This window comes from Allonocardiopsis opalescens, from assembly GCF_003002095.1.
GTDB classification, from domain to species: Bacteria; Actinomycetota; Actinomycetes; order Streptosporangiales; family Streptosporangiaceae; genus Allonocardiopsis; species Allonocardiopsis opalescens.
In genome coordinates this window covers 364,887-387,297 of the sequence record NZ_PVZC01000002.1, presented here as the reverse complement: position 1 = coordinate 387,297, position 22,411 = coordinate 364,887, and the positions used below count along the sequence as shown (strand labels likewise).

Here is a 22,411-nt window from a genome sequence, read left to right as displayed (position 1 = left end):
GGTTGACCACGGCATGCCCATCGAGATCGGCGTCATCCTGCCGACGTCCACCCCCGATCCCGCCCGGCCGATCCTCGGCGACGTCCGGGAGAGCGCCCGGTTCGCCGAGGAGGCCGGGCTCGACTCGGTCTGGTCCACCGACCACCTGGCGGCCAGCGGCCCGATGCTGGACAGCACCGTCGTGCTGGCCACCGCGGCCGCGGTCACCACCCGCGTCACCGTCGGCTTCAACGTGATGCTGCTGTCCCTGCGGCCGGTCGCCTGGGCCGCCAAGCAGGTCGGCTCGCTGCAGTACGTGTCGGGCGGCCGGGTGGTCCTGGGCGTCGGCACCGGCAACCCCGCGCACGGCGACGTCGCCTGGCGCGCGGCGGGGCTGCCCTACGCCGAGCGGGGGCGGCGCACCGACGCGGCGCTAGCGCTGCTTCCCGACCTCGTCACCGGGAAGCCGACCGTCCTGAACGACGGCACGGAGCTGGCGATCGCTCCGGGCGCGGCGATGCCGCCCGTGGTGGTGGCCGGCGACGCGCGCCCGGCGCTGCGCCGGGCGGCCAGGTACGGCGACGGCTGGGCCACCATCGCCTCACCGCCCGAGAAGGTCGCCGAGGGGCTGGCCGAGATCGGCCGGCTCGCCGCCGAGCACGGCCGCCCGCCGGTCAGGGCGACGGTCGTCGCGCCCGGGCTGGACGCCGATCCGCGGCGGGCCGCCGAGCGGCTGGCCGGCTACGAGGCGGCCGGGGTCGAGCGGGTGATCCTCGGCGTGAGCGGCCCCGACTGGCGGCGCGACTACGAGTTCGCGGCGGAGCTGCGCGCCGCCTACCGCTGATCCGGGCCGTCGGCGCGGCGGCCCTCAGGCGTCCGGGCAGGTGCCGAGGCCGCCGAGGGAGCGCAGTGCGTCGGCGTCCTTGACCACCCAGCCCCGGTAGCCGGTGGCGATGACGTCGTCGCGGCGCAGCTCGGTGAGGGCCTTGTGCACGGCGGGCTCGGACGCGCTGACCAGGCCGGCCAGCTCGGGCTGGGTGAGGGAGACGCTGAGCTCGACGCCCTGGGGGGTGGCCTTGCCGTAGGCCCTGGCGAGCTCGACCAGCACCCGGGCCACCCGGACCCGCACCGGGCGGCCGTTGAAGTCGACCAGCTTGTGGGTGGCGCCGCGCAGCTTCGCCGAGATCGACGAGATGATCGTCTCGCCGGCGCCCGGGTTCGCGGTGAGGAAGCGGCGGAAGTCGTCGCGGGTGATGACGCGTCCGAGCACGGCGCCGCCGGCCGTGACGGTGGCCAGCCGGGGGTCGCCGTCCAGGGCGGCGAGTTCGCCGACGAGGTCGCCGCCGACCCGGATCGCCAGGAAGGTCACCCGTCCTTCGTCGCCGGCGCCGGTGATCTTCACATAGCCGTCGAGGAGCACGATCACCTGGGTGGTGGACTCGCCCTGCCTGATGAGGGTCTGCCCCGCCGCGTAGAGGCGCGGCCGGCCCCGGGCGAGGAGGTCGTCGCGTTCGGCCTCGGTGAGCCTGGCCAGAGTGGTCGCCGGAGGCCAGGAGACCTGACCGCTGCCGAATATCTGACGTTCCATGATCACCGCCCATGATCATTTCGGGGACTTGTCAAGATTTAATAGTGCCATGGGCGACATATCCGCGTACGGAAGCGGCGTGACCGTTCCCGGTCGACGCCCCATTTGTTATTGATATTTGCGCGATGCGGCCGTTTTCGGGCGACAATTGGGCGCGGTATCGATTAATGCGCAAATGGGAGCGATCGTGTGGAAAGGGGCAGAGCGGGCGCCGGGACGCTCGGGCGGGCCTGGTGCGGAGCGCCGCTCAGCCGGCGGTGCGCGCCAGGGCGTCCAGGAACGCCTCCTGGGCGGCGATGATCCGCCCGCGGGCGTCGGGCAGCGGGAGCCAGGCGACGCGGTCGAGTTCGGGGAACTCCCGCAGCCGCCCGGAGCCGCGCGGCCATTCCATCGTGAAGGTGCCCGGCACGATCCGCTCCGGGTCGAGTTCGGCCTCCAGCGCCCAGACCGCGACCACCTTGCCCCCGGCCTGGCGCACCGAACCGAGGTCCAGTGGTTCCCCTTCGGGCACCGGCAGCCCCAGCTCCTCGGTGAACTCCCGCCGCGCCGCCGCCAGCGGCTCCTCGTCCGGGCCGTACTCGCCCTTGGGCACCGACCACGCCCGCGCGTCCCTGCGCGCCCACATCGGCCCGCCCATATGCCCCAGCAGCACCTCGATACCGCCGGGGCGCCGCCGGAACAGCAGCAGACCGGCACTGCGCCTCGCCATCCGCCCATTCCACCACGGGTGAGGGCGGGTGCGGCGTCCGGCGGGCGGTGGTGCGCGGTGGGCGCGTCATGACGCGGATGCGCTGACGGACGGAGGCATCAGGGAATCATGGATCCAGGGTTTCCTGGATCCATCGATTCATGTACCGTCATTCCCGTGCTGACGATCGCGACCGACATCGACGCCCTCGCCCGGTTCGGGCGAGCCCTGGCCGACCCGCTGCGCTGCCGCGTCCTGCTGCTGCTGCGCGAGGCGCCCGCCCACCCCGCCGACCTGGCCGCCGCCCTCGGCGTGAGCCGCACCCGGCTGTCCAACCACCTCGCCTGCCTGCGCGACTGCGGGCTGGTGGTCGCGGTCCCCGTCGGCCGCCGGGTCCGCTACGAGCTGGCCGACGCCCGGCTCGGCCATGCCCTTGACGACCTGCGCTCGGCCGTGCTCGCGGTGCGCACCGAGGCGAGCTGCCCGGACGCCGCCGACAAAGGCTGCTGCTGATGTCCGCGGCCGCCGTGCTCCCCGACGCGCGCCGCGCGGTGCTGACCCGCCGGGTCCGGCTGCTGGTGGCCGCGACCATCGCCTACAACGCCGTCGAGGCCGCCGTCGCGCTCACCGCGGGGACGCTCGCCTCCTCGGCGGCGCTGATCGGCTTCGGCCTGGACTCCGTCATCGAGGTCTCCTCCGCCGCCGCGGTCGCCTGGCAGTTCTCCGCCCGCACCGAGCCGGCCCGCCGGGCGCGCGAGCGCACCGCGCTACGGGTGATCGCGATCTCCTTCTTCGCGCTGGCGGCCTACGTCGGCTTCGAGGCGGTGCGCGCCCTGGCGGGTGCGGCCGAGGCGGAGCCCTCGGTACCCGGCATCGCGCTGGCCGCCCTCTCCCTGGCCGTGATGCCCTTCCTGTCGCTGGCCCAGCGCCGGGCCGGCCGCGAACTCGGCTCCGCGTCCGCCGTCGCCGACTCCAAGCAGACGCTGATCTGCACCTACCTGTCGGCCGCGCTCCTGGTCGGCCTGGCTGCCAACGCCCTGCTCGGCTGGGCCTGGGCCGACCCGGCCGCCGCCCTCCTCATCGCCGCCCTCGCCCTCAGGGAGGGCGTCACGGCCTGGCGCGGCGACCCCTGCTGCGCCCCCGCGGGCATCGCGCTCACCGCCCGTCCGGCCGCCGACTCCTGCTGCGCCACGGACGCGGCCCGGCCCGCACCGACCGCCGACGCCGCCGCGCCCGCCGCGGACGCCTGCGCATGCTGTGCCGGGGCCGGGGCCGATGGCGGAGGTACGGCGCGGCGGTGACGCGGCCGGACCGCCTGGCGGCGGCGCTCGCCCCGGACGCCGAAAAGCGCGAGGGGCGACCGATCCGATGTCGATCGGTCGATTGGACGGCATTGTGCGATCGGATCGGCCGAATCGGTGCCGCGGGCGGTGCGAATCCGCATCGGTACCATCCGGCCGCGCAGGTGCCGTCCGAAATGGCTGGCCGGTGTGGTCGGACAGGCGAATTCGCGACAGTGTGATCCTTTCGGGGCCGGTGAATGGGACTCCGTGGTAAAAACAGATGCGACTGGCATCTGGATGGCGACCCAAGCGACCTGGACGGACGGAGTCGGCGGGACCGTTCGGAGCGCACGCCGGTCCACCCTCGCCCGCGTCCAGGCGTCGCGTGACCGGTCGGACGCGCAGTGTGACCAGCAGTGTGACCAATCGGGTCGGTCGCGAGCTGGAAAGGGCAGAAACTGCCGGGACAACTTCCTGGCTCGACTGCCGGACCGCACTGCATCCTGGAATGGCTTCGGGCAGGTACGCGCCCGGTGGCGGGCGACCGGCCCCCTACTTCCCCCATGGAGGCCGGCCGGAGTCCCCGGCACCCACGGTGCGCCGGTCCCGATCGAGGAACGCGTGTACGTGGCACAATTGGGCGCACGGTGGGTCCCCACGGTCCGCCGCGGTCCTGCCCGTACGCGCGCCCTCACGATCCAGGTGAGGGCGGCACACCCTCCTCCACCTCTCCTGCCGCCCTCACCTTTATCGGCCCCACATCCCTCATGCGCCTTCGCCCCCGCACCCGTCCCGCCGCCCGCCCCGCCGGAGCACTGGTCCGCGCCTGCGCGCTGCTGTGCGCGCTGACGCTGCTCCCGGCGCCGCCCGCCGCGGCCGACACCACCGCCGACCCCGCGTCCGGCGAACTCCAGCAGGAACTGTGGGCGCTGCCGGCCATCGGCGTCCCCGAGGTGTGGGAGACCACCCGGGGCGGCGGCATCACGGTCGCCGTCGTCGATACCCCGGTCGATCCCGCCCACCCCGACCTGGTCGACAACCTCGCCATCGGCTCCGGCGCCGACACCGGCGGCGCCGACCTCGCCCACGGCACCGCCATGGCCGGGCTCATCGCCGCGCACGGCCACGGCGCCGAGCACGCGGCCGGGCTCACCGGTGTCGCCCCGGACGCCTCGCTGCTGGCGGTCCCGGTGCCCGAGGGCGGCGACGGCGCCGAGCGCGAGGCGGCGCTGGCCCGCGCCATCCGGCAGGCGGCCACCGGCGGCGCGCAGGTGATCAGCCTCTCCTACAGCGGCGCCGCCCCCGCCTCCAGGCTCAGCGAGGCGGAGCGCCAGGCCATCGAGTTCGCCGCCGACCAGGGCGCCGTCCTCGTCGCCGCCGCGGGCGACACCGCCGACGGAGCGGCCTTTCCCGGCGCCCACGACGCCGTCCTCGCCGTCGGCCCGGTCGACCAGAGCCTCGCCCCCGACCCGCTGGCCGGCTCCGGCACGGAACTGTGGGCACCGGGCACCGCCCTCACCAGCACCGCCCCCGGCGGCGGCTACGCCGACACCAGCGGCGCCGCCGCCGCGGCCTCCGTCACCGCGGGCGTCGCCGCACTCGTCCGCGCCGCCCACCCCCGGCTCAGCCCCGCCCAGGTCGTCCAGGCCCTGGGCGGTCCACCCGCCCCGAGCACCGAGGAGTCCGCCGAGCCGACCGGCTCCAGCACGGACTCCACCGCCGAGGGCGCCACCGGCACGGCCGCCCCCGTCCTCGACGCGGCGGCCGCCCTGGCCGCGGCCGCCGAACTGGACGCCGCGCTCCCGTCCCCGTCTGCCGCCGCCCCGCCCCCCGACGAGACCGCCGACACCGGCGTCGACTGGCTGGTCCTCACCGCCATCATCGCCCTGGGCGTCGCGGGCCTCACCGTCCTGCTGCTGCTCACCCTCCGCCGCCGCTCCTACCGCTGGACCGGCTGAATCCCGCTACGCCCCCGCGCCCCGAAGCACTACCATTCAACTGACCCGCCGACGTGGCTCAACTGGCAGAGCAGCTGTCTTGTAAACAGCAGGTTAGGGGTTCGAGTCCCCTCGTCGGCTCCAAGTCCGCGTTGAACACCAGGTCAGACAGCCGGGGATCGACGGGGCCGGGCGGGCCGCGCCCGCGCGGTACACATTCGGTACACATGGCTCAGGCAGCCTCCGCCGTGCGCTGCTTCTCAGCGGCGCCGCTCAGCGCTCCCGCGCGGCGCGCGTCGACCGCTTCGGCCACCTCATCCAACCGGTCGGGGAACAGGTGCCCGTAGGTGTCGAGCGTGATCGACGGCTTGGCGTGGCCCAGCATCTTCTGGATCACGAGCACATCCGCCCCGGCGGCGATCGCCAGCGACGCCGCCGTGTGGCGAAGCTTGTGCGGCGTCACCTTCCGGCCCGAGAGGCCGGCCTTCGCCAACGCCTTGTTGAAGTACCTCGGCCGCCAGGTCCGCAACCACAGCGGCCCGCCGCGCGGCGCGGTGAACACCAGGGCATCGGCGTCGCGCCCCTCAACGAGCGGCCGCAGCTCGTCAACGAGGAACGCGGGAATCGGGACCTGCCGCCGCTCGTGGGTCTTCGGCGTGTCCAGGCTCAGCGTGCCCTTGTTGTCGGTGTACTGCTGGACGACGTGCGCGCGGCGCGCCTCCAGGTCGAGCCTGCCCACGGTGAGCGCCGACGCCTCACCCCACCGCAAGCCGGTGTAGGCAAGGAACAGGATCAGCGGCCGGTACTCTCCGGCGGCCGTCGCCAGCACCTCGACTTCCACGTGCGTCAGATAGACGTGGTCGGCCATGGGCAGCCGGGGAAGCGGCACGTCCCGCGCCGGGTTGACAGCGATCTTGCCGGACTTCACCGCCCATTCCATCACCATGAGGAAGACGAGATGGATCATGCGGATCGTGGCCGGGCCGAGCGACGCCTTCTTCTTGCCCGGCTCGGATTCCAGCTTGGCGATCCAGGCCGCGACCTCTTCGAACCGGACCGACGCGACCGCGCGGGCGCCCCACTGCGGCAGCACGTAGTCGTCCAGCGCGTCCCGGTACACGTTCTTCGACCCGTCCTTGAGCTGCACCTGGGCCGTGAACCAGGCGTCCGCCACGTCACGCACCTTGACCTTGCCCGCGGCCGGGTCCCGGTAGGTCCCGCTGTCCAGCTGCCGCTCGACGTCGCGCTTCGCCGCGTCGGCTTCCGTCACCGTGCCGACGGTCTTCGTCTTGAGCTTCCCGGCCGGGTTGTACCACCGGACCCGCCACCGGCCGGGCGGGGTGCGCTTCGCCTTCTTCGCCGCCGCCACGCGCTCGCGGTAGTCGGCGTGCTCGGCGCGGTCCTCGATCCACACGCGGGACATCAGTCGTCACCCCGATCAGGCGCCGACGGCGCGGACCGAGGGTTGGTGACCTCCCACCGGTTGGCGCCGGGCTCATCGACCCACCTCGTGCCGTCGTGCGTGAGCTGGACCCGAAACGGACCGCGCTCGCGTATCTCGATGAAGTGCTGCACTTCCATGAGCGTGAGGGGGCGCATGTAGGGGCGGTTCTCTTCCAGCCAGCGGCTACGGGCCTCCCACGTCTGATCGGAGGGTGTCCCCGGCAATGGCGTCTCACCGTGCACCCACCTCCACGCCCTGTCCCAAGGCGCGGTGACCTCAGCCGCCAAGGCCACCTCGGGACCGCCCGGCGGTCGCCCCGGCCACTCGCTGGTGTCCGGCTCACGTGCAGGCAAGAGCAGCGCGCCCGGGGAGACGCCGAGCGCGAGCGCCAGCGCGACAAGATCGTCTGCGTCAACGCGGCGCTGTCCCGCTTCAATGCGCGACAGGCCGAGCGTAGGGATCTCCCGGCCGACAGCGCGCAGTCGGCGAGACAGTTCGGCGAGTGTGAGGTTCTGGGCCTCACGGATGCGCTTGACGTTGGCCTGGACCTGTTCGCCTACCGGCCCAAGCGGGTTCTTCTGAGCAGCCATAGCGCCACCATGGCATCATTTCGATAGCAACGCAAGACATCTCGAAGTTAGTTCGCATCTACTTGACAGCACGCACTGGTTCGCATCATTCTTGATCGCGTCAGGCATCACTTTGATGCATGATGCGATCGAGGAGATGGCATGGAGACGCGCAACCTGGGCACACCGCCCGAGGTAGCCCGCCACCTCGGAATTCCGGAGAAGACGCTGGCGCAGTGGCGCTATCTCGGAAAAGGACCGAAGTGGTCGAAGGTGGGACGCCATGTGCGCTACCGGTGGTCCGACGTCGAGCGCTGGCTGGACAGCCAGTCGGGCGGGCGGGTCGCCTGATGCAGACACACGAAGGGGCCGCCCCCCGCATCACCGGGGAACGGCCCGACGTCGATACGGCGCCCTGGCCCAACGACACCGTCAGCGTACCCGCCCGGCCTGACGCTCTTCGGCTGGCCGCGCTCGGCTACGCCGCGCGGGGGTGGCCGGTGTTCCCGTGCGAGCCCGGCTGTAAGGCGCCGCTCGGCGCGCTGGTGCCGCACGGCTTCCGCGACGCGACCACCGATCCCGAGGTGATCTCGGCGTGGTGGTCGCGGTGCCCGGACGCGAACGTGGCGATCGCTACCGGGGCGCCGGCCGTGGACGTGCTCGACGTCGACGTCAAGCCGGGCGGCAGCGGGTTCGCCGCACTCGACCGGGCCAAGGCGGCCGGGCTCCTCGTCGGCGCTTGTGCCCTGGTGTCTACGCCGAGCGGTGGGGCGCACGTCTACTTCAAGGGCACGACCCGGGGGTGCGGGGCGCTGTCCCGGCACTTCTTGGACTTCAAGGCCAGCGGCGGCTATGTGCTCGCCCCGCCTTCGGTGATCGATGAGCGCGACCCCAAGGCACGCCGGGACCCGGGGCGCCGTGGCCGCTACGAGCTGGTTCAGCACCGGGACATCACTCCGCGCGACCTGGACTGGTCGGCGGTCAAGCGGCTTCTGGCCCCGCCGGCGCGGGCGAGCGCTCCGCGCCGGGTCCCCCCGCCTACCGGAGGACTTCCCCGGTGGCTCACTGATCGGCTGGCAGACCTCAGCGTTGCCGACCGGTCGGCTCACTTTCACGGCACGGTCGGGGCGTGCTGGCGTGCGGGGCTCTCCCAGGAGCAAGCCGTTGACCTGTTGACGCCCTGGTGTGAGGCCGTGGGCAAGTACCCCGGCCGCGTGGCCGCTGAAGTCGCCCGGTCCTGGGCCAAGATCCAAGAAGGTGCCGCGTGAACCTCGACGACCTCGACCAGGGCGACACGTTGGCGGGCCTGCTGGATGAGGTGCACGCCGCGTTCACTCGGTACGTGGTGCTGCCGAGTCCGGAGGCCGCTGACGCCGTGGTGCTGTGGTGTGCGGCCACCCATGCCCAGACGGTGGCCGACAACGCGCCCCGGCTGGTCGTGAAGGCGCCTGAGAAGCGGTGCGGCAAGTCGCGGTGCCTGGACATCGTGGAGTCGATCAGCTTCAAGCCGATCGTGGCCGTCAACGCCACTCCGGCCGCGATCTTCCGTTCCATCGAGGCCGAGGAGCCGCCGACGCTGATCTTCGATGAGGCCGACACGATCTTTCCGGCCAGGGGCGGCAAGGTCGCCGAGCAGAACGAGGAGCTGCGGGGCCTGCTCAACGCCGGGCACCAGCGCGGCCGCCCGGCGCGGCGCGTGGTCGGCAAGGGCACCGAGCAGTTCGTGGCCGAGTTCCCCACCTTCGCCATGGCCGCGCTCGCCGGCATCGGGTCGATGCCGGACACGATCGAGGACCGCGCCGTGGTCATCACGATGCGGCGCCGGGCACCGGGCGAGAAGGTGGACAAGTTCCGCTACCGGCGCGACCAGCTGCCGCTACACGAACTCCGCGACCGACTGTCCGACTGCGTGCGGGCGAACCTCGACGAACTCGGCCAGGCCGAGCCGAACATGCCGGTTGAGGACCGGGCCGCCGACACCTGGGAACCGCTCATCGCGCTCGCCGACGTGGCCGGCGGCAGCTGGCCGAAGCGCGCCCGCCAGGCGGCGAAGGCGCTCACGGACGCGCACGAGCAGGCCGACACCGGCAGCTCCACCGGCGTCCGGCTCCTGGCCGACTGCCGCGCCGTGTTCACCGCCAAGGGCGACCCGAACGCGATCAAGACCACCGACCTCCTCAACGGCCTAAAGGCCATCGAGGAAGCACCCTGGGCCGAGTGGGGCAAGAACGGGCTCACCGCCCGCAAGCTCGGCGACTTCCTCCGCGAGTACGACATCACGTCGAGCAACATCGACTTCGCCCCCGGTCGGATCGACCGAGCCAAGGGCTACCTCCGGCTGAAGTTCGCCGACGCCTGGTCGCGCTACTGCGCACCGGCCGCCGACACCGCGCCGTCCAACGGCGACGGTGAACCGTACCACCCGTACCAAGCTCATCCTCCCAGCTCAGCCCAGGTACGGAATGAGGGCGTGGTACGGAACGATCCGTACCAGGAAACGATCCGTACCACTCCGACCAGCACAGACGACGGTGGTACGGGTGGTACGGAACATGTCGACGAACTCGCCGAGTGCGCCGTCTCCGGCTGCACGAACGCCCCCCGACGGGCCTGCCACACCTGCGCCGACCACATGGAGCACGAGACCGCCATGCGCCGCCAGGCGCGCGAACGAAGCGAGGCAGCATGATCGAGATGTTCATCTACCCCGAGGAACTGGCCGACGTCGCGGCGCGGTCGTCCTGCCCGGACTGCAAGGGCGGGACCGGCATCCTCGTCCAGGCCGACGCCACCGGCGTCCGGTGGGACCCGACGCAAGTTCACCTTGGCGCCTGCCCGGCCCAGCAAAGGGGGGTCGCGGAGCGCGACGCCCTGGTGCTCGCGGCGTTCGACCGGCTCCCCACGGGGATGGCCGAGCGGTGCCGGGCCGAGATCGATCAGTGGTTCGGTCACCTCTGGCACATAGTCGCTGCGGCGCGGCGCGGTGTGCTCGTCTCGCGGTCCTACCGCCGGCCGCTGCACGAGCAGTTGAAGGCCGAGGGTGACCGCCGCGCCCAGCTGGATGACCGGACGTGGATCGTGTGGGACGCCTTCGCCGAGTCCGCGCGGCTCGGCGCGGCGCCCCGTGAAACCGAACACGAGTTCGAGTGATCCGGTAGAATGGAAGCCGTTCCTATGCCGGGAATGTCGGACGGGGAGGGAAGGCCTCCCTTCCCGTCCTCCGCGTCGTGGCGCGGGAACCCGGGGCCTGTCCTGGCTCGCTTCCGGATCTTCAAGGCCGCACTCACCATGCGAACCATCCGGAGGACACTGTGAAGTTCCCTGCGCTCGAAGCCAAGCAGGCCGAGCTGAAGAAGATCTTCGACGAGGCCGGTCCCGACATCGACATGTCGAAGGTCAAGAGCATCCCGGGCACCGCCGCCGACAAGGTCGCCCACATCAAGGCGCTGAACGCCGAGATCGACGCGCTCAAGCAGGTCGAGCGCGCCGCCCTGAACGGCGGCCGCGAGGGCGGCAGCGAGCCCGACGGCGGGCCGGTGGCGCCGTTCCGCAAGAACCAGCGGATGCTGACTCCCCAGCAGAAGGCCGTGGACTGGCTCGCCTCCCAGGGCACGAAGACCTTCGACGAGGAGTTCCGGCTCGGCTACCTCGGCGCGCACCTCAAGGCGATGATGGGCGAACCCGGCGACCTCGCGCGGTACCGGAGCGAGCTCCCCGCCGCGCTGAAGGACATGAGCACGTCGGGTTCGCCCGAGCTCGTGCCGGCCCCGATCGCCGCCCAGCTGATCGACCGGCTCCGCTCCGTCAGTTCGGTGATGGCCTCCGGCGCGATGACGGTGCCCATGACCACCAGCACGCTGTCGATGCCGCGCATCGTGTCCGACCCGTCGGTGTCGTGGCTCAACGAGGGCGCGACGGTCACCCCCTCCGACGGCGACGTGGACGCCGTGACCTTCACCGCCCGGCGCCTGACCGCGCTGACGAAGGTCTCCCAGGAGTTGGCCGAGGACTCCAACCCGGTCGCCGTCGGCGCCGTGCTCGCCCAGTCCATGGCCGCTTCGTTCGCCATCGAACTCGACCGTGTGGCGCTGCGAGGCTCAGGCACCCCGCCCGAGCCCGACGGGGTGCGCAACCAGACCGGCGTCTCGATCACCTCGGCCGTCGGCGCGGCCGACTGGGGCACCCTGTCGAATCTCGCCGCCACGGTCGCCACCGCCAACAGCATCCCCACCGGCTTCATCTGGTCCGTTCGCACCGCCAACGCCGTCGGCCAGCTCCGCGAGGACGGTGCGACCGGCGCCTACCTGATGCCACCGACCCACATCGCCGACATCCCGCGCCGCGCCACGACCGCCGTGCCCATCGACTTGGGCGCGGGCACGAACGAGTCAGAGATCTACTGCGGCAACTGGGCCGAGCTGATGATCGGCATCCGGATCGGGTTCGAGCTGCGCACCCTCAACGAGCGGTACGCCGACGAGGGCAAGATCGGCGTGCTCGGCCGGATGCGCGCGGACGTACAGCTACGGCACGGCGCGAGCTTCGCCGTCGGCACCGGCGTGACGAACTGATGTCCCTGCTCAAGTACACCGGTGGCGACGGGTACGACGAGGTGCGGCGCATGGAGCGCGGCCCCGCCGGCCCGCCGCCACCGGCACGCCCCCGGCACCGGGCCGCGGTCACGTGCTTCGTGGCCGACGGCCCCGGCCGGTACGTGCTCGTGAAGCAGGGTCAGACCGTCCCTGCGCATCTGGCCGACGCCGAGCGCACGCCCGCCGAGTGGGACGACCACGGCCAGTGCTGGCGCCTGCCGAGCCCGGATGCGGCCCGGCCGCGCTCAGGCCGACGGAAGAAGGCGGCCAAGGCATCTACCAGCGAGCGGCCGGTGGTTGACCCCGACGCCAGCGAACCGGCCGAGCCAGCTGCTCCCCGCTGGTAGCCGGGAACCGGACGGGGACACCGCCAGGCAGCACGGGGGGCGGGGGGTCGCCTTGGGAGGGCACCGGTCGACCCCGCGCCCCTACGTATTCGAAATTTGTGTGGCCGGAGCGGGGCGGGGCGCCCATGATCATCCGCCGAATTCTTGCGGGGGGAGAAGAGGGAGCGTGCGGGCAGGGTCTCCCGCTCGTTCCATCACGTCGCACCCCACCCCCCCCGGGGGGCGACCGGGGTAGCCCGCCACCATTTCGGTCCGCCAGCCGGACGGAAATGGGAAGGACCCTCGCGGCGCGCGCCGTCAACCGCGAGGGTCCCGCATACCGCCGTGGCCCTGGGACGCCCCTCCTCCTCTGCCCGTCCGCCTCAGGGGAACCGGACGGACCGGCCCAGGACCACGACACCAGCACCGCAGCGGGCTCCCAACGGGGCGCGATGTCTGCCCGCTGCGGTGGCTCACACGACCGCAGGGGGCGGCAGCTCCACCACGGTGGGGACGAAGACCAGCTGCACACCGGCCGCCGTCGTGACGAGCAGCCGGAAGTGGTCGGACTGGATGCCCGATCCGTTCGACAGCCGCAGCAGGCCGCGCACGGTCGCCGTGATCCATGTCCCGTCCGCCGTCACGCCGTCCGCCTCGGCCAGCTCGGCCGCATGGGCGCGGGTACCGGCATGGGCGACGTAGACGACGGTCAGGGGCGCGGATCGGCTCGGCATGGACCCAACGTTCGCCTACGCTGACAGCACGGGCCAGCCCGTGACCGTTGACCGCGCCCCAGAGTCAACAGTCAACGACCATGGTGAGGCGACACCATGACCGCATTCGGCGACCACCTCCGTGACCTCATGACGGAACGCGGCGTCAGCCTGCGCAAGCTGGCCGCTGCCGTGCACTTCGACGTCGGCTACCTCTCCCGCGCCGCGCGTGGCCTACAGCCGCCCAGCGCCGAGCTGGTGGCCGCCTTGGATGCCGAGCTGGGCGCCGGCGGAACGCTGATCGAAGCCGCTGCCCCGCCGCTCGACGGTGACGACCAGGCGGACGCCGACGACGAGGCCGGCGTCTTGCTGGACTTCATGCGACGTGCCGAAGCGTCCGACCTCGGCCCGGGGACGCTGGACGTCACGCACGCCACGATCGACCAGCTGTGCCGCGAGTACCCGACCATGCCGGGTCCCAAGCTGCGCAAGCGCGGCAACGCGGTCATGAACCGCGTCCTGGGAATGCTCGACATGCGGACCACGCTCGCCGAGCATCGCGAACTACTCGTTGCCGCCGGATGGCTGGCCGCCCTGCTCGGGTGCGTGCACTACGACGTAGGCGACCGGATCGCCGCCGAGACCGCGCGCCGCGTCGCGTTCCAACTCGGCGAGCAGGCCGGGCACGGCGAGATCATCGCGTGGTCGTTCGAGATGGCCGCGTGGTTCGCGCTCACGGAAGGGCGTTACCCCGACGTCGTTGCAGCGGCCCAGGCCGGGCAGGAACACGCCGGGGTGACGAGCGCGGGCGTCCAGCTCGCGTTGCAGGAGGCGAAGGCGTGGGCGCGCATGGGGGATAGCCGCGCCGAAGACGCCATGAAGGCCGGGAACAAGGTCCTGGCCCAGCTGCCGCGCCCAACGCACCCCGAACACCACTTCGTGTTCGACCCGTCCAAGGCGGAGTTCTACGCCGCCACGATCTACGCCCTGCTCGGCTGGAACGACGTCGCCGAGGAACACGCACGCGAGGTCATCGACCAGTGCCAGCAGCCGACCGGTACCCGGTGGCCCATGCGACTCGCCGACGCCCGGGTGAACCTCGGCCTGGTCGCCGGCCGCCGTGGTGACCTGGACGAAGCCGTCCACCACGGGCGCGGCGCGTTCGAGTTCAAGCGGCGTTCGGGAGCGCTGTTCAGCAGGGCCGGCGACCTGCTCGCCGAGCTGAACCAGCGCTACCCCGGTGAGCCCCTGGTCGGTGAGTACCGGGACTTCCTCGCCACGGCGAAGGCCAGTGCGTAGGCCGACCTGCACCGGCCGCTGGCTGGTTCAGGTCGGGGGTACTCACAACGTGAGTACCCCCGGTCCTTGACGCACCGGCCGCTGCCTGGTGCGTCAGCGGGGTACCGGCCAGCGTGTACCCCGCCGTTCCGCTAGGCGGAACGTTGTGATGGGCCGCCGTCGCGGGCTTGTCGCACTTGGTCCAAGATCGCGTGCGCGAACTCCTCGGCCTCATCCACCGTCAGGAAGTCCACGTGCTCTTCCTCGCTCATCGCGCGCAGCCAGATCAGCACCCGGGGCTCAGCCTCTCGGTAGCCCTGCTCCAACGAGGTCTCGCACATCTGGAGGTGCCAGCCGCCCGGCTCGCCCGGGTCGGAGTCCTTCCACTGCGCCAGCAGCGACATGGGGACCGCGACGAACTCGCCGTGGTGCAGCCGGTCATCCGGCCCGTCGGATTCGTCATGTCTCCCGTCGCACCACGCGGGGCAGGGACCGGTCAGCCAGCCGGGGCGGGTCGCTGCGGGGATCTCGGGGTTGGGAGTAGCGTTGTTCATGGTTCGGACCTCCGTTACGTGGTGGTCCGGCCAGCGCCCGACCGGCATCGCCTTGCCTGGTCGGGCGCACTTCTCGCGGTACACATTCGGTACACATGGGCGCGGGAAGGGCCGGGAATCTGCGAGATTCAATGAGTCGTGTTTTCGCAGTTCACCGGCGGTCTGGGGGTGTTCGCGCAGGTCTCAACCTACGGTGCGGGCTAACAGCAGGTTAGGGGTTCGAGTCCCCTCGTCGGCTCCAGAACCAAGGGCCCCGGCCGAAGGCCCGCGGGGCCGCGTCCCGCGCCGTGGCGGTCCGGCCTGCGGCTGGGCGGGGGCGGAGAATTCGGGTTCGCGGACGCGTGGGGCAGGCGTCCGATACGGTTGCCAGGCCGTCCGATCAAGGTTTCCGGTGGTATCCGCCGGTCCAGCCGTTTCGTCCGCATCCTCCGGGAGCGACCGTGGGAGATGTCGTTGCCGCAGGCGACGCCCGCGGTTTCGGCCTGTTCCTGCGCGGGCTGCGGCGGGGGCGGGGCTTGAGCCAGGAGACCCTGGCGCTGCGTTCGGGGCTCTCCGACCGCGCCATTCGCGATCTGGAGCGCGGGCGGGTGCGGCGGCCCAGGCGGGCGACGGTGGAGCTGCTGGTGGCCTCGCTGGAGCTGGGGCCCGACGAGGCCGACCGGCTGCGCGCGATGGCGCTCGCGGGGTCTGGGAGCGCGGACGCCGCGCATGACACGGTGCCCGCGCAGCTGCCGGCCGACATTCCCGACTTCACCGGGCGGCGCGAGGTGCTGGACCGGGTGGAGTCGCTGCTGGTGCGCGGGCAGGCCGACGGACAGGCGGTGGCGGTGGTGGCGCTGGCCGGCATCGGCGGGGTCGGCAAGACCACCGTGGCGGTGCGCGCCGCGCACCGGGTGCGGCGGCGGTTCCCCGACGGGCAGCTCTACGCCGACCTCCAGGGCGCACGGCACCAGCCGATGGAGCCCGCCGCCGTGCTGGCGCTCTTCCTGCGCGCGCTCGGGGTGCCCGAGGCGGCGCTGCCCGCGCGGCTGGACGAGCGCTCCACCCTGCTGCGCACCCGGCTGTCGGGCCGGCGGGTGCTGCTGGTGCTCGACAACGCCCGCGACGCCGCCCAGGTGCGCCCTGTGCTGCCGGGCAGCCCCAGCTGCGCGGTGCTGGTCACCGCCCGGTCCCGGCTGGTCGGGCTGGGCGGCGCCACGGTGGTGGACGTCGACTGCCTGGACCGCGACGAGGGTGTGGCGCTGCTGGCCGCCATCGTCGGCCGCGAGCGGGTCGAGGCCGAGCCGGACGCGGCCGCCGAGCTGGTCGCGGCCTGCGCCGGGCTGCCGCTGGCGGTCCGGATCGCCGGGGCCCGGCTGGTGGCCAGGCCCGGCTGGCGGCTGCGCACCCTGGCCGACCGGCTGGCCTCGCGCCAGCGCCGCCTGGACGAGCTGCAGCTGGACGACCTCGCGGTCCGCGCCGTCTTCCAGGTCGCCTACGAGCAGCTGGCCGACCCCGCCGCCCCGGAACCCTCCGGCGGCGCGGCGCGGATGTTCCGGCTGCTGGGCTGGCTGGACCACGAGTCGGTCGGCGAGGCGGCGGCGGGCGCCGCGCTGGGCGTGGACGCCGACACGGCGGGAGTGCTGCTGGAGCGGCTGGTCGACGCCCAGCTGCTCATCCCGCAGGGCCCCGGCCGGTACCGCTTCCACGACCTGGTCCGGCTGTTCGCCCGCGAGCAGGCGCTGCGCGAGGAGCCGCCCGGCGAGCTGTCCGCCGCGCTCGCCCGCGCCGTCCGCGGCTACCTGGCCGCCCTCCAGGAGGCCAACCGGCTGCTGCGCCCCGGGCGGCTGCTGCCCCGGCTGCCGCCCGAGGGGGCGGCCGGCCCGGCCCCGGCCGATCCCGAGGACGCGCTCGCCTGGCTGGAGGCCGAGCATCCGAGCATCCTGCCGATCGCCTTCCAGGCGCTGCGCGACCCGGAGCAGCCGGTGCTGCCGATCGCCTGCCTGGTCGACCACCTGCAGACCGTGATGGAGTTCTGGGGGCACGGCGAGAGCCTGGAGGAGCTGGTCGGGCTGGTCGACGCCGCGGCCGTGCGCGCGGGCGACGGCTACGCCCGCGCCCTGGCCGGCATGGACCCGGCCCGCACCGCCTGGAGCGCGCCGCCGGACGAGGCGCACCAGCGGCTGGAGACCTCGCTGCGGCTGTTCGAGGAGCTGGGCGCGCACGACGGCGTCGTCCGCGCGCTCAACCGCCTGGGCATGCTGCACCTGGACCGCGACCCCCGCCGGGCCAAGGGCTACTTCGACCGCGCCATGCGGGTCTGCCTCGACCACGGCCTGCGCCGCGGCGAGGGCGGCCTGCTGTGCAACCAGGGCCTCGCCCACCAGCGGCTCGGCGAGCACGACCGGGCCGCCGACTGCTACGAGCGGGCCCTGGTGGTGCAGCGCGAGATCGGCGACCGCGACGGCCTCGCCAACACCGTCAACAACCTGGGCCGGCTCCGCACCGAGCAGCACCGCTACGACGAGGCCGTCGCCTGCCACCGCGAGAGCCTGCGGGTCGGCCGGCACGGCGGGAACCGCTTCTGGGAGATCGAGGCGCTGGTCTCGCTGGCCGCCGCCTACCGCGGCCTCGGCCTGCCGCAGGCCGGGCTGATGCGGGTCGAGCGCGCGCTGGAGCTGAGCGAGCGGCTGGGCAACGGCCACGCCGAGGGCACCGCCCTCAACGAGCGCGCCCACACCTTGTTCGCTATGGGCGAACACGCCCGCGCCGCCGCCGATTGGCGCCGTGCGCTGGAGCGGCTGGAGCAGGCCGGTTCGGAGGAGGCGACGGCGGTGCGCGCCGTGCTGGCCCGGCTGCCCGCGGAGTGAGGCCGGCCGCGCCAGTCAGCCCGGCCGCTCGGCGTCGGTCTCGGTCTCGTCGGGACGGGTGATGTCGGGCGGGCTGGCGATCGCGGCGGCCGCGAAGCGCGACAGCAGCCGGGCGAACTCCGAGCGCTCGTGCTCGGTCCAGTCGCGCATCAGCCGGCCGAAGTAGCGGGTGCGGTGCCGCTGGGTGGCGGCCATCACCCGCCGGCCGGCCGCGCTCAGCTCCAGCGGGGCCCGGCGGGCGTCCACGGTGGAGGCGCGGCGCACGACGTAGCCGGCCTCGATGCTGTCGGCGACCAGTCGGCTCGCGGTGGAGGGGTCGACGTCGAGCCGTTCGGCCACCGCGCCGACGGTGACCTCCTCGGCGCCGGCGTCCAGCGCGCGGCCGACGGCGTGGATGACCAGGACGTGCGAGAGGTACAGCCGCTCACCGGTGTCGAGCTGGGCCTGGAGTTCGCGGTGCAGCCGGGGCTTGGCCCAGATCCGGCGCAGCCGCAGGACGGCCTGGTCGATCAGCATCTCGGGAGCGTCCGGCGCGGGCGTGCCGTCGCCGTTCGGGCGTTCCATGACCGCACTGTACCGACATTATGTGTATAGCGCAGCTATCTCGCGATCATTCCTGGAGGGTGATCCCCACCGCCGCGCCGGGCCGCACGTCCAGCAGCCGGGCGGCGTTGCCGGCGTTCACCGCGACCGCGAGCAGCCCGGCGGAGTCGATGAAGGCGACCAGCTGCCCGACCGGGACCGAGCCGAAGGTCATCCCGTACGGCAGCGGCTGCCGCTGGTCGGACCAGCTCAGCACCAGGGTGGAGCCGAGCGGCGCGCCGATGCGCTCCAGTTCGGCGGCGCCGGTGGCCAGCTGCACATTGCCGAAGCGGTCCACGGTGCGCACCTCGGTGACGATCTGCTCGCCGCGCACCTCGTTGCGCGGCGGCGCCAGCCGCACCAGGCTCTCGGCCGGCACCTCGGTGGCCACCTCGGCCAGCCGGTCCACCCGGCCCGACCCGGCCAGCTCGGCCGCGATCGGCGCGAAGATGTCGCGGCCGTGGAAGGTCGCCGAGGTCGGGTGCCGGTGGAACTCGGGCCGGTCCAGCTCGTAGGCGCGCGCCTCGCCCCGGTGGGCGAGGGCGTCCAGCGCCCAGCAGAGCAGGCCGTTGTCCGGGCCGATCAGCACGGTCTCGCCGAGGGCGACCGCGACGGCGCGGCGCTCGGTGCCGACCCCGGGGTCGACCACGGCGACGTGCACGCTGCGGTGCGGGAAGTAGGGGAGGGCGGCGCTGAGCACTGCGGCGCCGTGGCGGATGTCGCCGGGGGCGATGGTGTGGCTCAGGTCCATCAGCCGGGTGCCCGGCGGCGCCGACCCGGCCACCACGCCGTGCAGCACGGCGACGTATCCGTCATCGAGGCCGTAATCGGTCAGGAAGGTGACCGCCGCGAAGGGCTGCGCGCTCTCACTCACCCGATCAACACTAGGGCTTTTTCCCGCTCGGCCCACCGGCGCGGCCGCGGCCGCCGTTGCATGATCGTTTCCCGATCGTGTCGAGATCTCTGCGTCTTCCGGTGGGACGCAGCCGGAATCTGTACTATATGTCGCGCCAGCGAGTGACCGCGGCGCGGCAGCGTCTCCACGTCCCCACCGTTCCCGCAGATCCGGGAATGCGAGGATGTCGCCCGGTCCGCATGGCGACGACGGCGTCCGGCCGGGGTGACCACTCCTGCCGGAAGCGCCAGCCGGGCCCCCAATTCCCGCCTGCCCGGCGGCAGGGCGGCGGTCGGTCGACGACCGGCGAAGCAAGCGAGCAGAGGTCAGGAGGCCGTCCATGGCAGCGGACGGTTCGGACGAAGCAGTGCCGAAACCCGCATTGACAGAGCGCGAGCGGAGCATCCTCGCCTTCGAGCAGCAGTGGTGGAAACTCGTCGGGTCCAAGGAGCAGGCCATCCGCGACGAGTTCGCGATCTCGCCGACCCGCTACTACCAGCTGCTGAGCAGCCTCATCGACCGGCCGGAGGCGCTGGCGCACGACCCCATGCTGGTCAAGCGCCTCCAGCGCCTGCGAGCCGGCCGCCGCAGGCAGCGGACCGCGCGTAAGCTCGGCATCCAGTTGGACCTGCACGGCCAGGAACTGTGAGGTAGAACCCGTTGCCGCTTCCCGACCCGACCACTGAGCAGGGCCGCGCCGGGCTGGCGGCGCTGTGCGCGGACCCGGCGGGCGCCGTGGTCGCGCTGGACTTCGACGGCACCCTGGCGCCCATCGTGCCCGACCCCGCCCAGGCGCGCGCCCATCCGGGCGCGGCGCCGGCGCTGCGCCGGCTGCTGCGGCGGATCGACTCCGTGGCGATCATCACCGGCCGCCCCGCCGGGCTCGCCGTCGAGTACGGCGGCCTGGCCGGGCTGGACCGCCTGGTGGTGCTGGGCGGCTACGGCCGCCAGCGCTGGGAGGCCGGGCGGCTGAGCGAGCCCGAGCCGCCGGCGGGCGTGGCCGAGGCGCGTGCGGCACTGCCCGCCGTGCTGAGCGAGGCGGGCGCGCCCGAGGGCACCTGGATCGAGGACAAGGGCCAGGCGGTGGCGGTGCACACCCGCCGCGCCGCCGAGCCCGAGCGCGCCTTCGCGCTGCTGCGCGGCCCGCTGGTCGCGCTGGCCGAGCGCACCGGCCTGGCCGTCGAGCCGGGGCGGCTGGTCATCGAGCTGCGGCCGCCCGGTATCGACAAGGGCACCGCCCTGCGCCGTTACCTCGCCGAGCGGGGCGCCCGCTCGGTGCTGTTCGGCGGCGACGACCTCGGCGACGTCCCCGCCTTCACCGAGCTGGCCCGGCTGCGCGAGCAGGGCCTGCCCGGCCTGGCGGTGTGCAGCGGCTCGGCGGAGGTCACCGAGCTGACCCGCCTCGCCGACGTGGTCGTGGACGGCCCGGCGGGCGTCGTCGCGCTGCTGGAGGGGTACGCGGACGCGATCGGCGCCTGAGGGCGCCGGACGCCGCAGCCCGGCACGTGCCGCAGGTAGGCGCGCGGGCCGGCGTAGCGGTGGTCGTGCGAGCCGCCCCAGGGGGCCAGGCCGAAGCCCTCGGCGGGCGCCTCCACCAGTGTGGACCTGCCCGAGCCGGTCTCGCCGACCAGGAAGGCGACCGGCGCTGTGGAGCGCGGCCCGTGCGCCGGCAGTTCACGCACGCACGGCGCCGACCACGGCCGCGCGGCGGCATGTCGTCCGAACGCCACATTGTGCTCACCTTCGGACGCTCCGGCGCGCCCGCCATGGCCGGGGGCATCACGGCGTGCAATAATTCATCCACTGATGAATTTCTCTCGGAGGTGGCGACGTGGCCACGAATCCTGATTCCCCGACTCCAGCTACCACCACCTGCGCGATCGCCGGCGGCGGCCCCGCGGGCGTCATGCTCGGCCTGCTGCTGGCGCGCGCCGGTGTCGACGTCACCGTGCTGGAGAAGCACGGCGACTTCCTGCGCGACTTCCGGGGCGACACCGTGCACCCATCGACCCTGGCGATCCTCGGCGAACTCGGCCTCAGCGAGGAGTTCGAGCGGCTGCCCCACAACGAGGTGTCGCGGCTGGCACTGCGGGCGGGCGACAGCGGCGGCATCTCCATCGACCTGTCCGTACTGCGCGGCCCCTACAAGTACGTCGCGATGGTGCCGCAGTGGGACCTGCTCGACCTGCTGGTCCGCGAGGCGTCCCGCTACCCCTCCTTCCACCTGCTGATGAACGCCGAGGTCACCGGGGTGATGCGCCAAGGCGACCGCGCCGTGGGCCTGCGCTACCGCCGCCGCGACGGCGCCGGCGGCGAACACGAACTGCCCGCCGCCCTCGTCGTCGGCGCCGACGGCCGCGACTCGGTGGTGCGCACCGCCGCCGCCCTGCGGCCGGTCGACTTCGGCGCCCCGATGGACGTCGCCTGGTTCCGGATCAGCCGGCGGCCCGAGGACCCCTCCGGGGTGATGGGGCGCATCGTGCACGGCGCGATGGGGGTGGCCATCGACCGCTCCTCCTACTGGCAGATGGCCTACATCTTCCCCAAGGGCGGCTTCGACGAGCTGCGGGCGCGCGGCATCGAGCGCTTCCGCGAGCGGCTGCGCGAGCTGTTCCCGGTCCTCGGCGACCGCGTCGGCGAACTCGCCGACTTCGAGCGGGTCTTCCTGCTGCGGGTCGGTGTCGACCGGCTGCGCCGCTGGTACCGCGAAGGGCTGCTGTGCATCGGCGACGCCGCCCACATCATGAGCCCGATCGGCGGCGTCGGCATCAACCTCGCCGTCCAGGACGCGGTCGCCACCGCCAACATCACGGCCGGGCCGCTGCTGGCGGCGCAGCGCGACGGCACCCCGCTGCCCGTCGAGCCGCTGGCCCGGGTGCAGCGCCGCCGCGCCTGGCCCGCCGTCGGCACCCAGAGCATCCAGCTGCTGCTGCAGCGCACCGTGATCCAGAGCGCGCTGGCCGAGGAGCGCGGCCGGCGGCTCGGCCCGCCGCCGATCCTGGCCGAGCGCCGCTGGGTGCGCGCGCTCTTCGCCAACGCCATGATGGTCGGCCTGCGCCCGGAGCACGTCAGGACGCCCGCCACCGACCCGGCCGTGCGGCGCTGACCGCGCCCGCCGCCGGGGGCGGCGGGCG

Annotated in this window: 23 protein-coding genes and 1 tRNA gene; 16 read left to right on the top strand and 8 right to left on the bottom strand. The window is 73.2% G+C overall.

Going from position 1 to position 22,411, the window contains the following annotated elements; all coding sequences use genetic code 11:
- The first annotated feature begins 13 nt into the window (after positions 1–13).
- Entirely contained in the window at positions 14–823 is an 810-nt protein-coding gene (locus CLV72_RS08445) for an LLM class flavin-dependent oxidoreductase (protein ID WP_106242583.1), read from the top strand.
- 24 nt (positions 824–847) lie between these two features.
- Here CLV72_RS08445 and CLV72_RS08440 read toward each other — a convergent pair whose 3' ends face one another.
- A complete protein-coding gene (locus tag CLV72_RS08440; RefSeq protein WP_106243578.1) occupies positions 848–1,567 on the bottom strand; it encodes a Crp/Fnr family transcriptional regulator in 720 nt (239 codons plus the stop codon).
- 247 nt (positions 1,568–1,814) lie between these two features.
- Complete coding sequence (locus tag CLV72_RS08435) at positions 1,815–2,276, bottom strand: NUDIX hydrolase (protein WP_106242579.1); 462 nt, start codon at positions 2,274–2,276, stop codon at positions 1,815–1,817.
- A gap of 156 nt (positions 2,277–2,432) precedes the next feature.
- On the opposite strand from CLV72_RS08435, the gene CLV72_RS08430 reads away from it, so the two are divergent.
- The 4 genes from CLV72_RS08430 (at position 2,433) to CLV72_RS08415 (ending at position 5,619) form a co-directional block, all read left to right on the top strand.
- Positions 2,433–2,768, top strand: a complete 336-nt coding sequence (locus CLV72_RS08430) for an ArsR/SmtB family transcription factor (RefSeq protein WP_245930003.1) — start codon at positions 2,433–2,435, stop codon at positions 2,766–2,768.
- On the top strand, positions 2,768–3,556 hold the full coding sequence (locus tag CLV72_RS08425) for a cation efflux transmembrane domain-containing protein (protein WP_106242576.1): 789 nt from the start codon (positions 2,768–2,770) through the stop codon (positions 3,554–3,556). The genes CLV72_RS08430 and CLV72_RS08425 overlap by 1 nt, the downstream gene beginning before the upstream one ends.
- A 749-nt stretch (positions 3,557–4,305) precedes the next feature.
- Entirely contained in the window at positions 4,306–5,496 is a 1,191-nt protein-coding gene (locus CLV72_RS08420) for a S8 family serine peptidase (RefSeq protein WP_146159389.1), read from the top strand.
- A 47-nt stretch (positions 5,497–5,543) separates the two neighbouring features.
- A tRNA-Thr gene (locus CLV72_RS08415) sits at positions 5,544–5,619 on the top strand.
- A gap of 88 nt (positions 5,620–5,707) precedes the next feature.
- On the opposite strand, the gene CLV72_RS08410 is transcribed toward CLV72_RS08415, so the two are convergent.
- Together CLV72_RS08410 and CLV72_RS08405 are read right to left on the bottom strand one after the other, a co-directional pair.
- Positions 5,708–6,898 carry a tyrosine-type recombinase/integrase gene (locus tag CLV72_RS08410; RefSeq protein WP_106242569.1) on the bottom strand — a complete coding sequence of 397 codons (1,191 nt, stop codon included), beginning with the start codon at positions 6,896–6,898 and terminating at the stop codon, positions 5,708–5,710.
- Positions 6,898–7,509, bottom strand: coding sequence for a helix-turn-helix domain-containing protein (locus CLV72_RS08405; RefSeq protein WP_106242566.1), 612 nt, complete (start codon positions 7,507–7,509; stop codon positions 6,898–6,900). The genes CLV72_RS08410 and CLV72_RS08405 overlap by 1 nt, the downstream gene beginning before the upstream one ends.
- 141 nt (positions 7,510–7,650) lie before the next feature.
- Between CLV72_RS08405 and CLV72_RS08400 the strand changes: the two genes are divergently transcribed.
- The 6 genes from CLV72_RS08400 to CLV72_RS08375 all read left to right on the top strand — a co-directional run bounded on the left by CLV72_RS08400 (position 7,651) and on the right by CLV72_RS08375 (position 12,427).
- Positions 7,651–7,839 (top strand): helix-turn-helix transcriptional regulator, encoded by a 189-nt coding sequence (locus CLV72_RS08400; RefSeq protein ID WP_106242562.1) that lies wholly within the window; start codon positions 7,651–7,653, stop codon positions 7,837–7,839.
- Positions 7,839–8,756 carry a bifunctional DNA primase/polymerase gene (locus tag CLV72_RS08395; RefSeq protein WP_106242558.1) on the top strand — a complete coding sequence of 306 codons (918 nt, stop codon included), beginning with the start codon at positions 7,839–7,841 and terminating at the stop codon, positions 8,754–8,756. The genes CLV72_RS08400 and CLV72_RS08395 overlap by 1 nt, the downstream gene beginning before the upstream one ends.
- Entirely contained in the window at positions 8,753–10,177 is a 1,425-nt protein-coding gene (locus CLV72_RS08390) for a DUF3631 domain-containing protein (RefSeq protein WP_106242555.1), read from the top strand. The genes CLV72_RS08395 and CLV72_RS08390 overlap by 4 nt, the downstream gene beginning before the upstream one ends.
- Complete coding sequence (locus CLV72_RS08385) at positions 10,174–10,638, top strand: hypothetical protein (RefSeq protein ID WP_106242552.1); 465 nt, start codon at positions 10,174–10,176, stop codon at positions 10,636–10,638. The genes CLV72_RS08390 and CLV72_RS08385 overlap by 4 nt, the downstream gene beginning before the upstream one ends.
- A gap of 161 nt (positions 10,639–10,799) precedes the next feature.
- Complete coding sequence (locus CLV72_RS08380; RefSeq protein ID WP_170140918.1) at positions 10,800–12,059, top strand: phage major capsid protein; 1,260 nt, start codon at positions 10,800–10,802, stop codon at positions 12,057–12,059.
- A complete protein-coding gene (locus tag CLV72_RS08375) occupies positions 12,059–12,427 on the top strand; it encodes a hypothetical protein (protein WP_106242545.1) in 369 nt (122 codons plus the stop codon). The genes CLV72_RS08380 and CLV72_RS08375 overlap by 1 nt, the downstream gene beginning before the upstream one ends.
- Before the next feature lie 452 nt (positions 12,428–12,879).
- Here CLV72_RS08375 and CLV72_RS08370 read toward each other — a convergent pair whose 3' ends face one another.
- Positions 12,880–13,140 carry a hypothetical protein gene (locus tag CLV72_RS08370; protein WP_106242542.1) on the bottom strand — a complete coding sequence of 87 codons (261 nt, stop codon included), beginning with the start codon at positions 13,138–13,140 and terminating at the stop codon, positions 12,880–12,882.
- A 96-nt stretch (positions 13,141–13,236) separates the two neighbouring features.
- On the opposite strand from CLV72_RS08370, the gene CLV72_RS08365 reads away from it, so the two are divergent.
- Positions 13,237–14,418 carry a helix-turn-helix domain-containing protein gene (locus CLV72_RS08365; protein WP_106242539.1) on the top strand — a complete coding sequence of 394 codons (1,182 nt, stop codon included), beginning with the start codon at positions 13,237–13,239 and terminating at the stop codon, positions 14,416–14,418.
- A 131-nt stretch (positions 14,419–14,549) separates the two neighbouring features.
- Here the strand turns inward: CLV72_RS08365 and CLV72_RS08360 are convergent, their stop codons facing one another.
- Positions 14,550–14,951 (bottom strand): DUF6907 domain-containing protein, encoded by a 402-nt coding sequence (locus CLV72_RS08360; protein ID WP_146159388.1) that lies wholly within the window; start codon positions 14,949–14,951, stop codon positions 14,550–14,552.
- Positions 14,952–15,391: 440 nt separating this feature from the next.
- Here CLV72_RS08360 and CLV72_RS08355 point away from each other — a divergent pair, with 440 nt between their 5' ends.
- A complete protein-coding gene (locus tag CLV72_RS08355; RefSeq protein WP_170140917.1) occupies positions 15,392–17,800 on the top strand; it encodes an ATP-binding protein in 2,409 nt (802 codons plus the stop codon).
- Positions 17,801–17,815: 15 nt separating this feature from the next.
- Here the strand turns inward: CLV72_RS08355 and CLV72_RS08350 are convergent, their stop codons facing one another.
- Both CLV72_RS08350 and CLV72_RS08345 read right to left on the bottom strand, forming a co-directional pair.
- Positions 17,816–18,364 (bottom strand): MarR family winged helix-turn-helix transcriptional regulator, encoded by a 549-nt coding sequence (locus tag CLV72_RS08350; protein ID WP_106242528.1) that lies wholly within the window; start codon positions 18,362–18,364, stop codon positions 17,816–17,818.
- A gap of 46 nt (positions 18,365–18,410) precedes the next feature.
- Positions 18,411–19,256 carry an SAM hydrolase/SAM-dependent halogenase family protein gene (locus CLV72_RS08345; protein WP_245930001.1) on the bottom strand — a complete coding sequence of 282 codons (846 nt, stop codon included), beginning with the start codon at positions 19,254–19,256 and terminating at the stop codon, positions 18,411–18,413.
- A gap of 361 nt (positions 19,257–19,617) precedes the next feature.
- Here CLV72_RS08345 and CLV72_RS08340 point away from each other — a divergent pair, with 361 nt between their 5' ends.
- From CLV72_RS08340 to CLV72_RS08325, 3 genes are all read left to right on the top strand, one after another.
- A complete protein-coding gene (locus CLV72_RS08340; protein ID WP_106242521.1) occupies positions 19,618–19,926 on the top strand; it encodes a DUF3263 domain-containing protein in 309 nt (102 codons plus the stop codon).
- Between the two features lie 11 nt (positions 19,927–19,937).
- Positions 19,938–20,756, top strand: a complete 819-nt coding sequence (gene otsB / locus CLV72_RS08335) for a trehalose-phosphatase (protein ID WP_106242517.1) — start codon at positions 19,938–19,940, stop codon at positions 20,754–20,756.
- A 352-nt stretch (positions 20,757–21,108) separates the two neighbouring features.
- Complete coding sequence (locus tag CLV72_RS08325) at positions 21,109–22,383, top strand: FAD-dependent oxidoreductase (protein WP_245929999.1); 1,275 nt, start codon at positions 21,109–21,111, stop codon at positions 22,381–22,383.
- Positions 22,384–22,411: the final 28 nt, after the last annotated feature.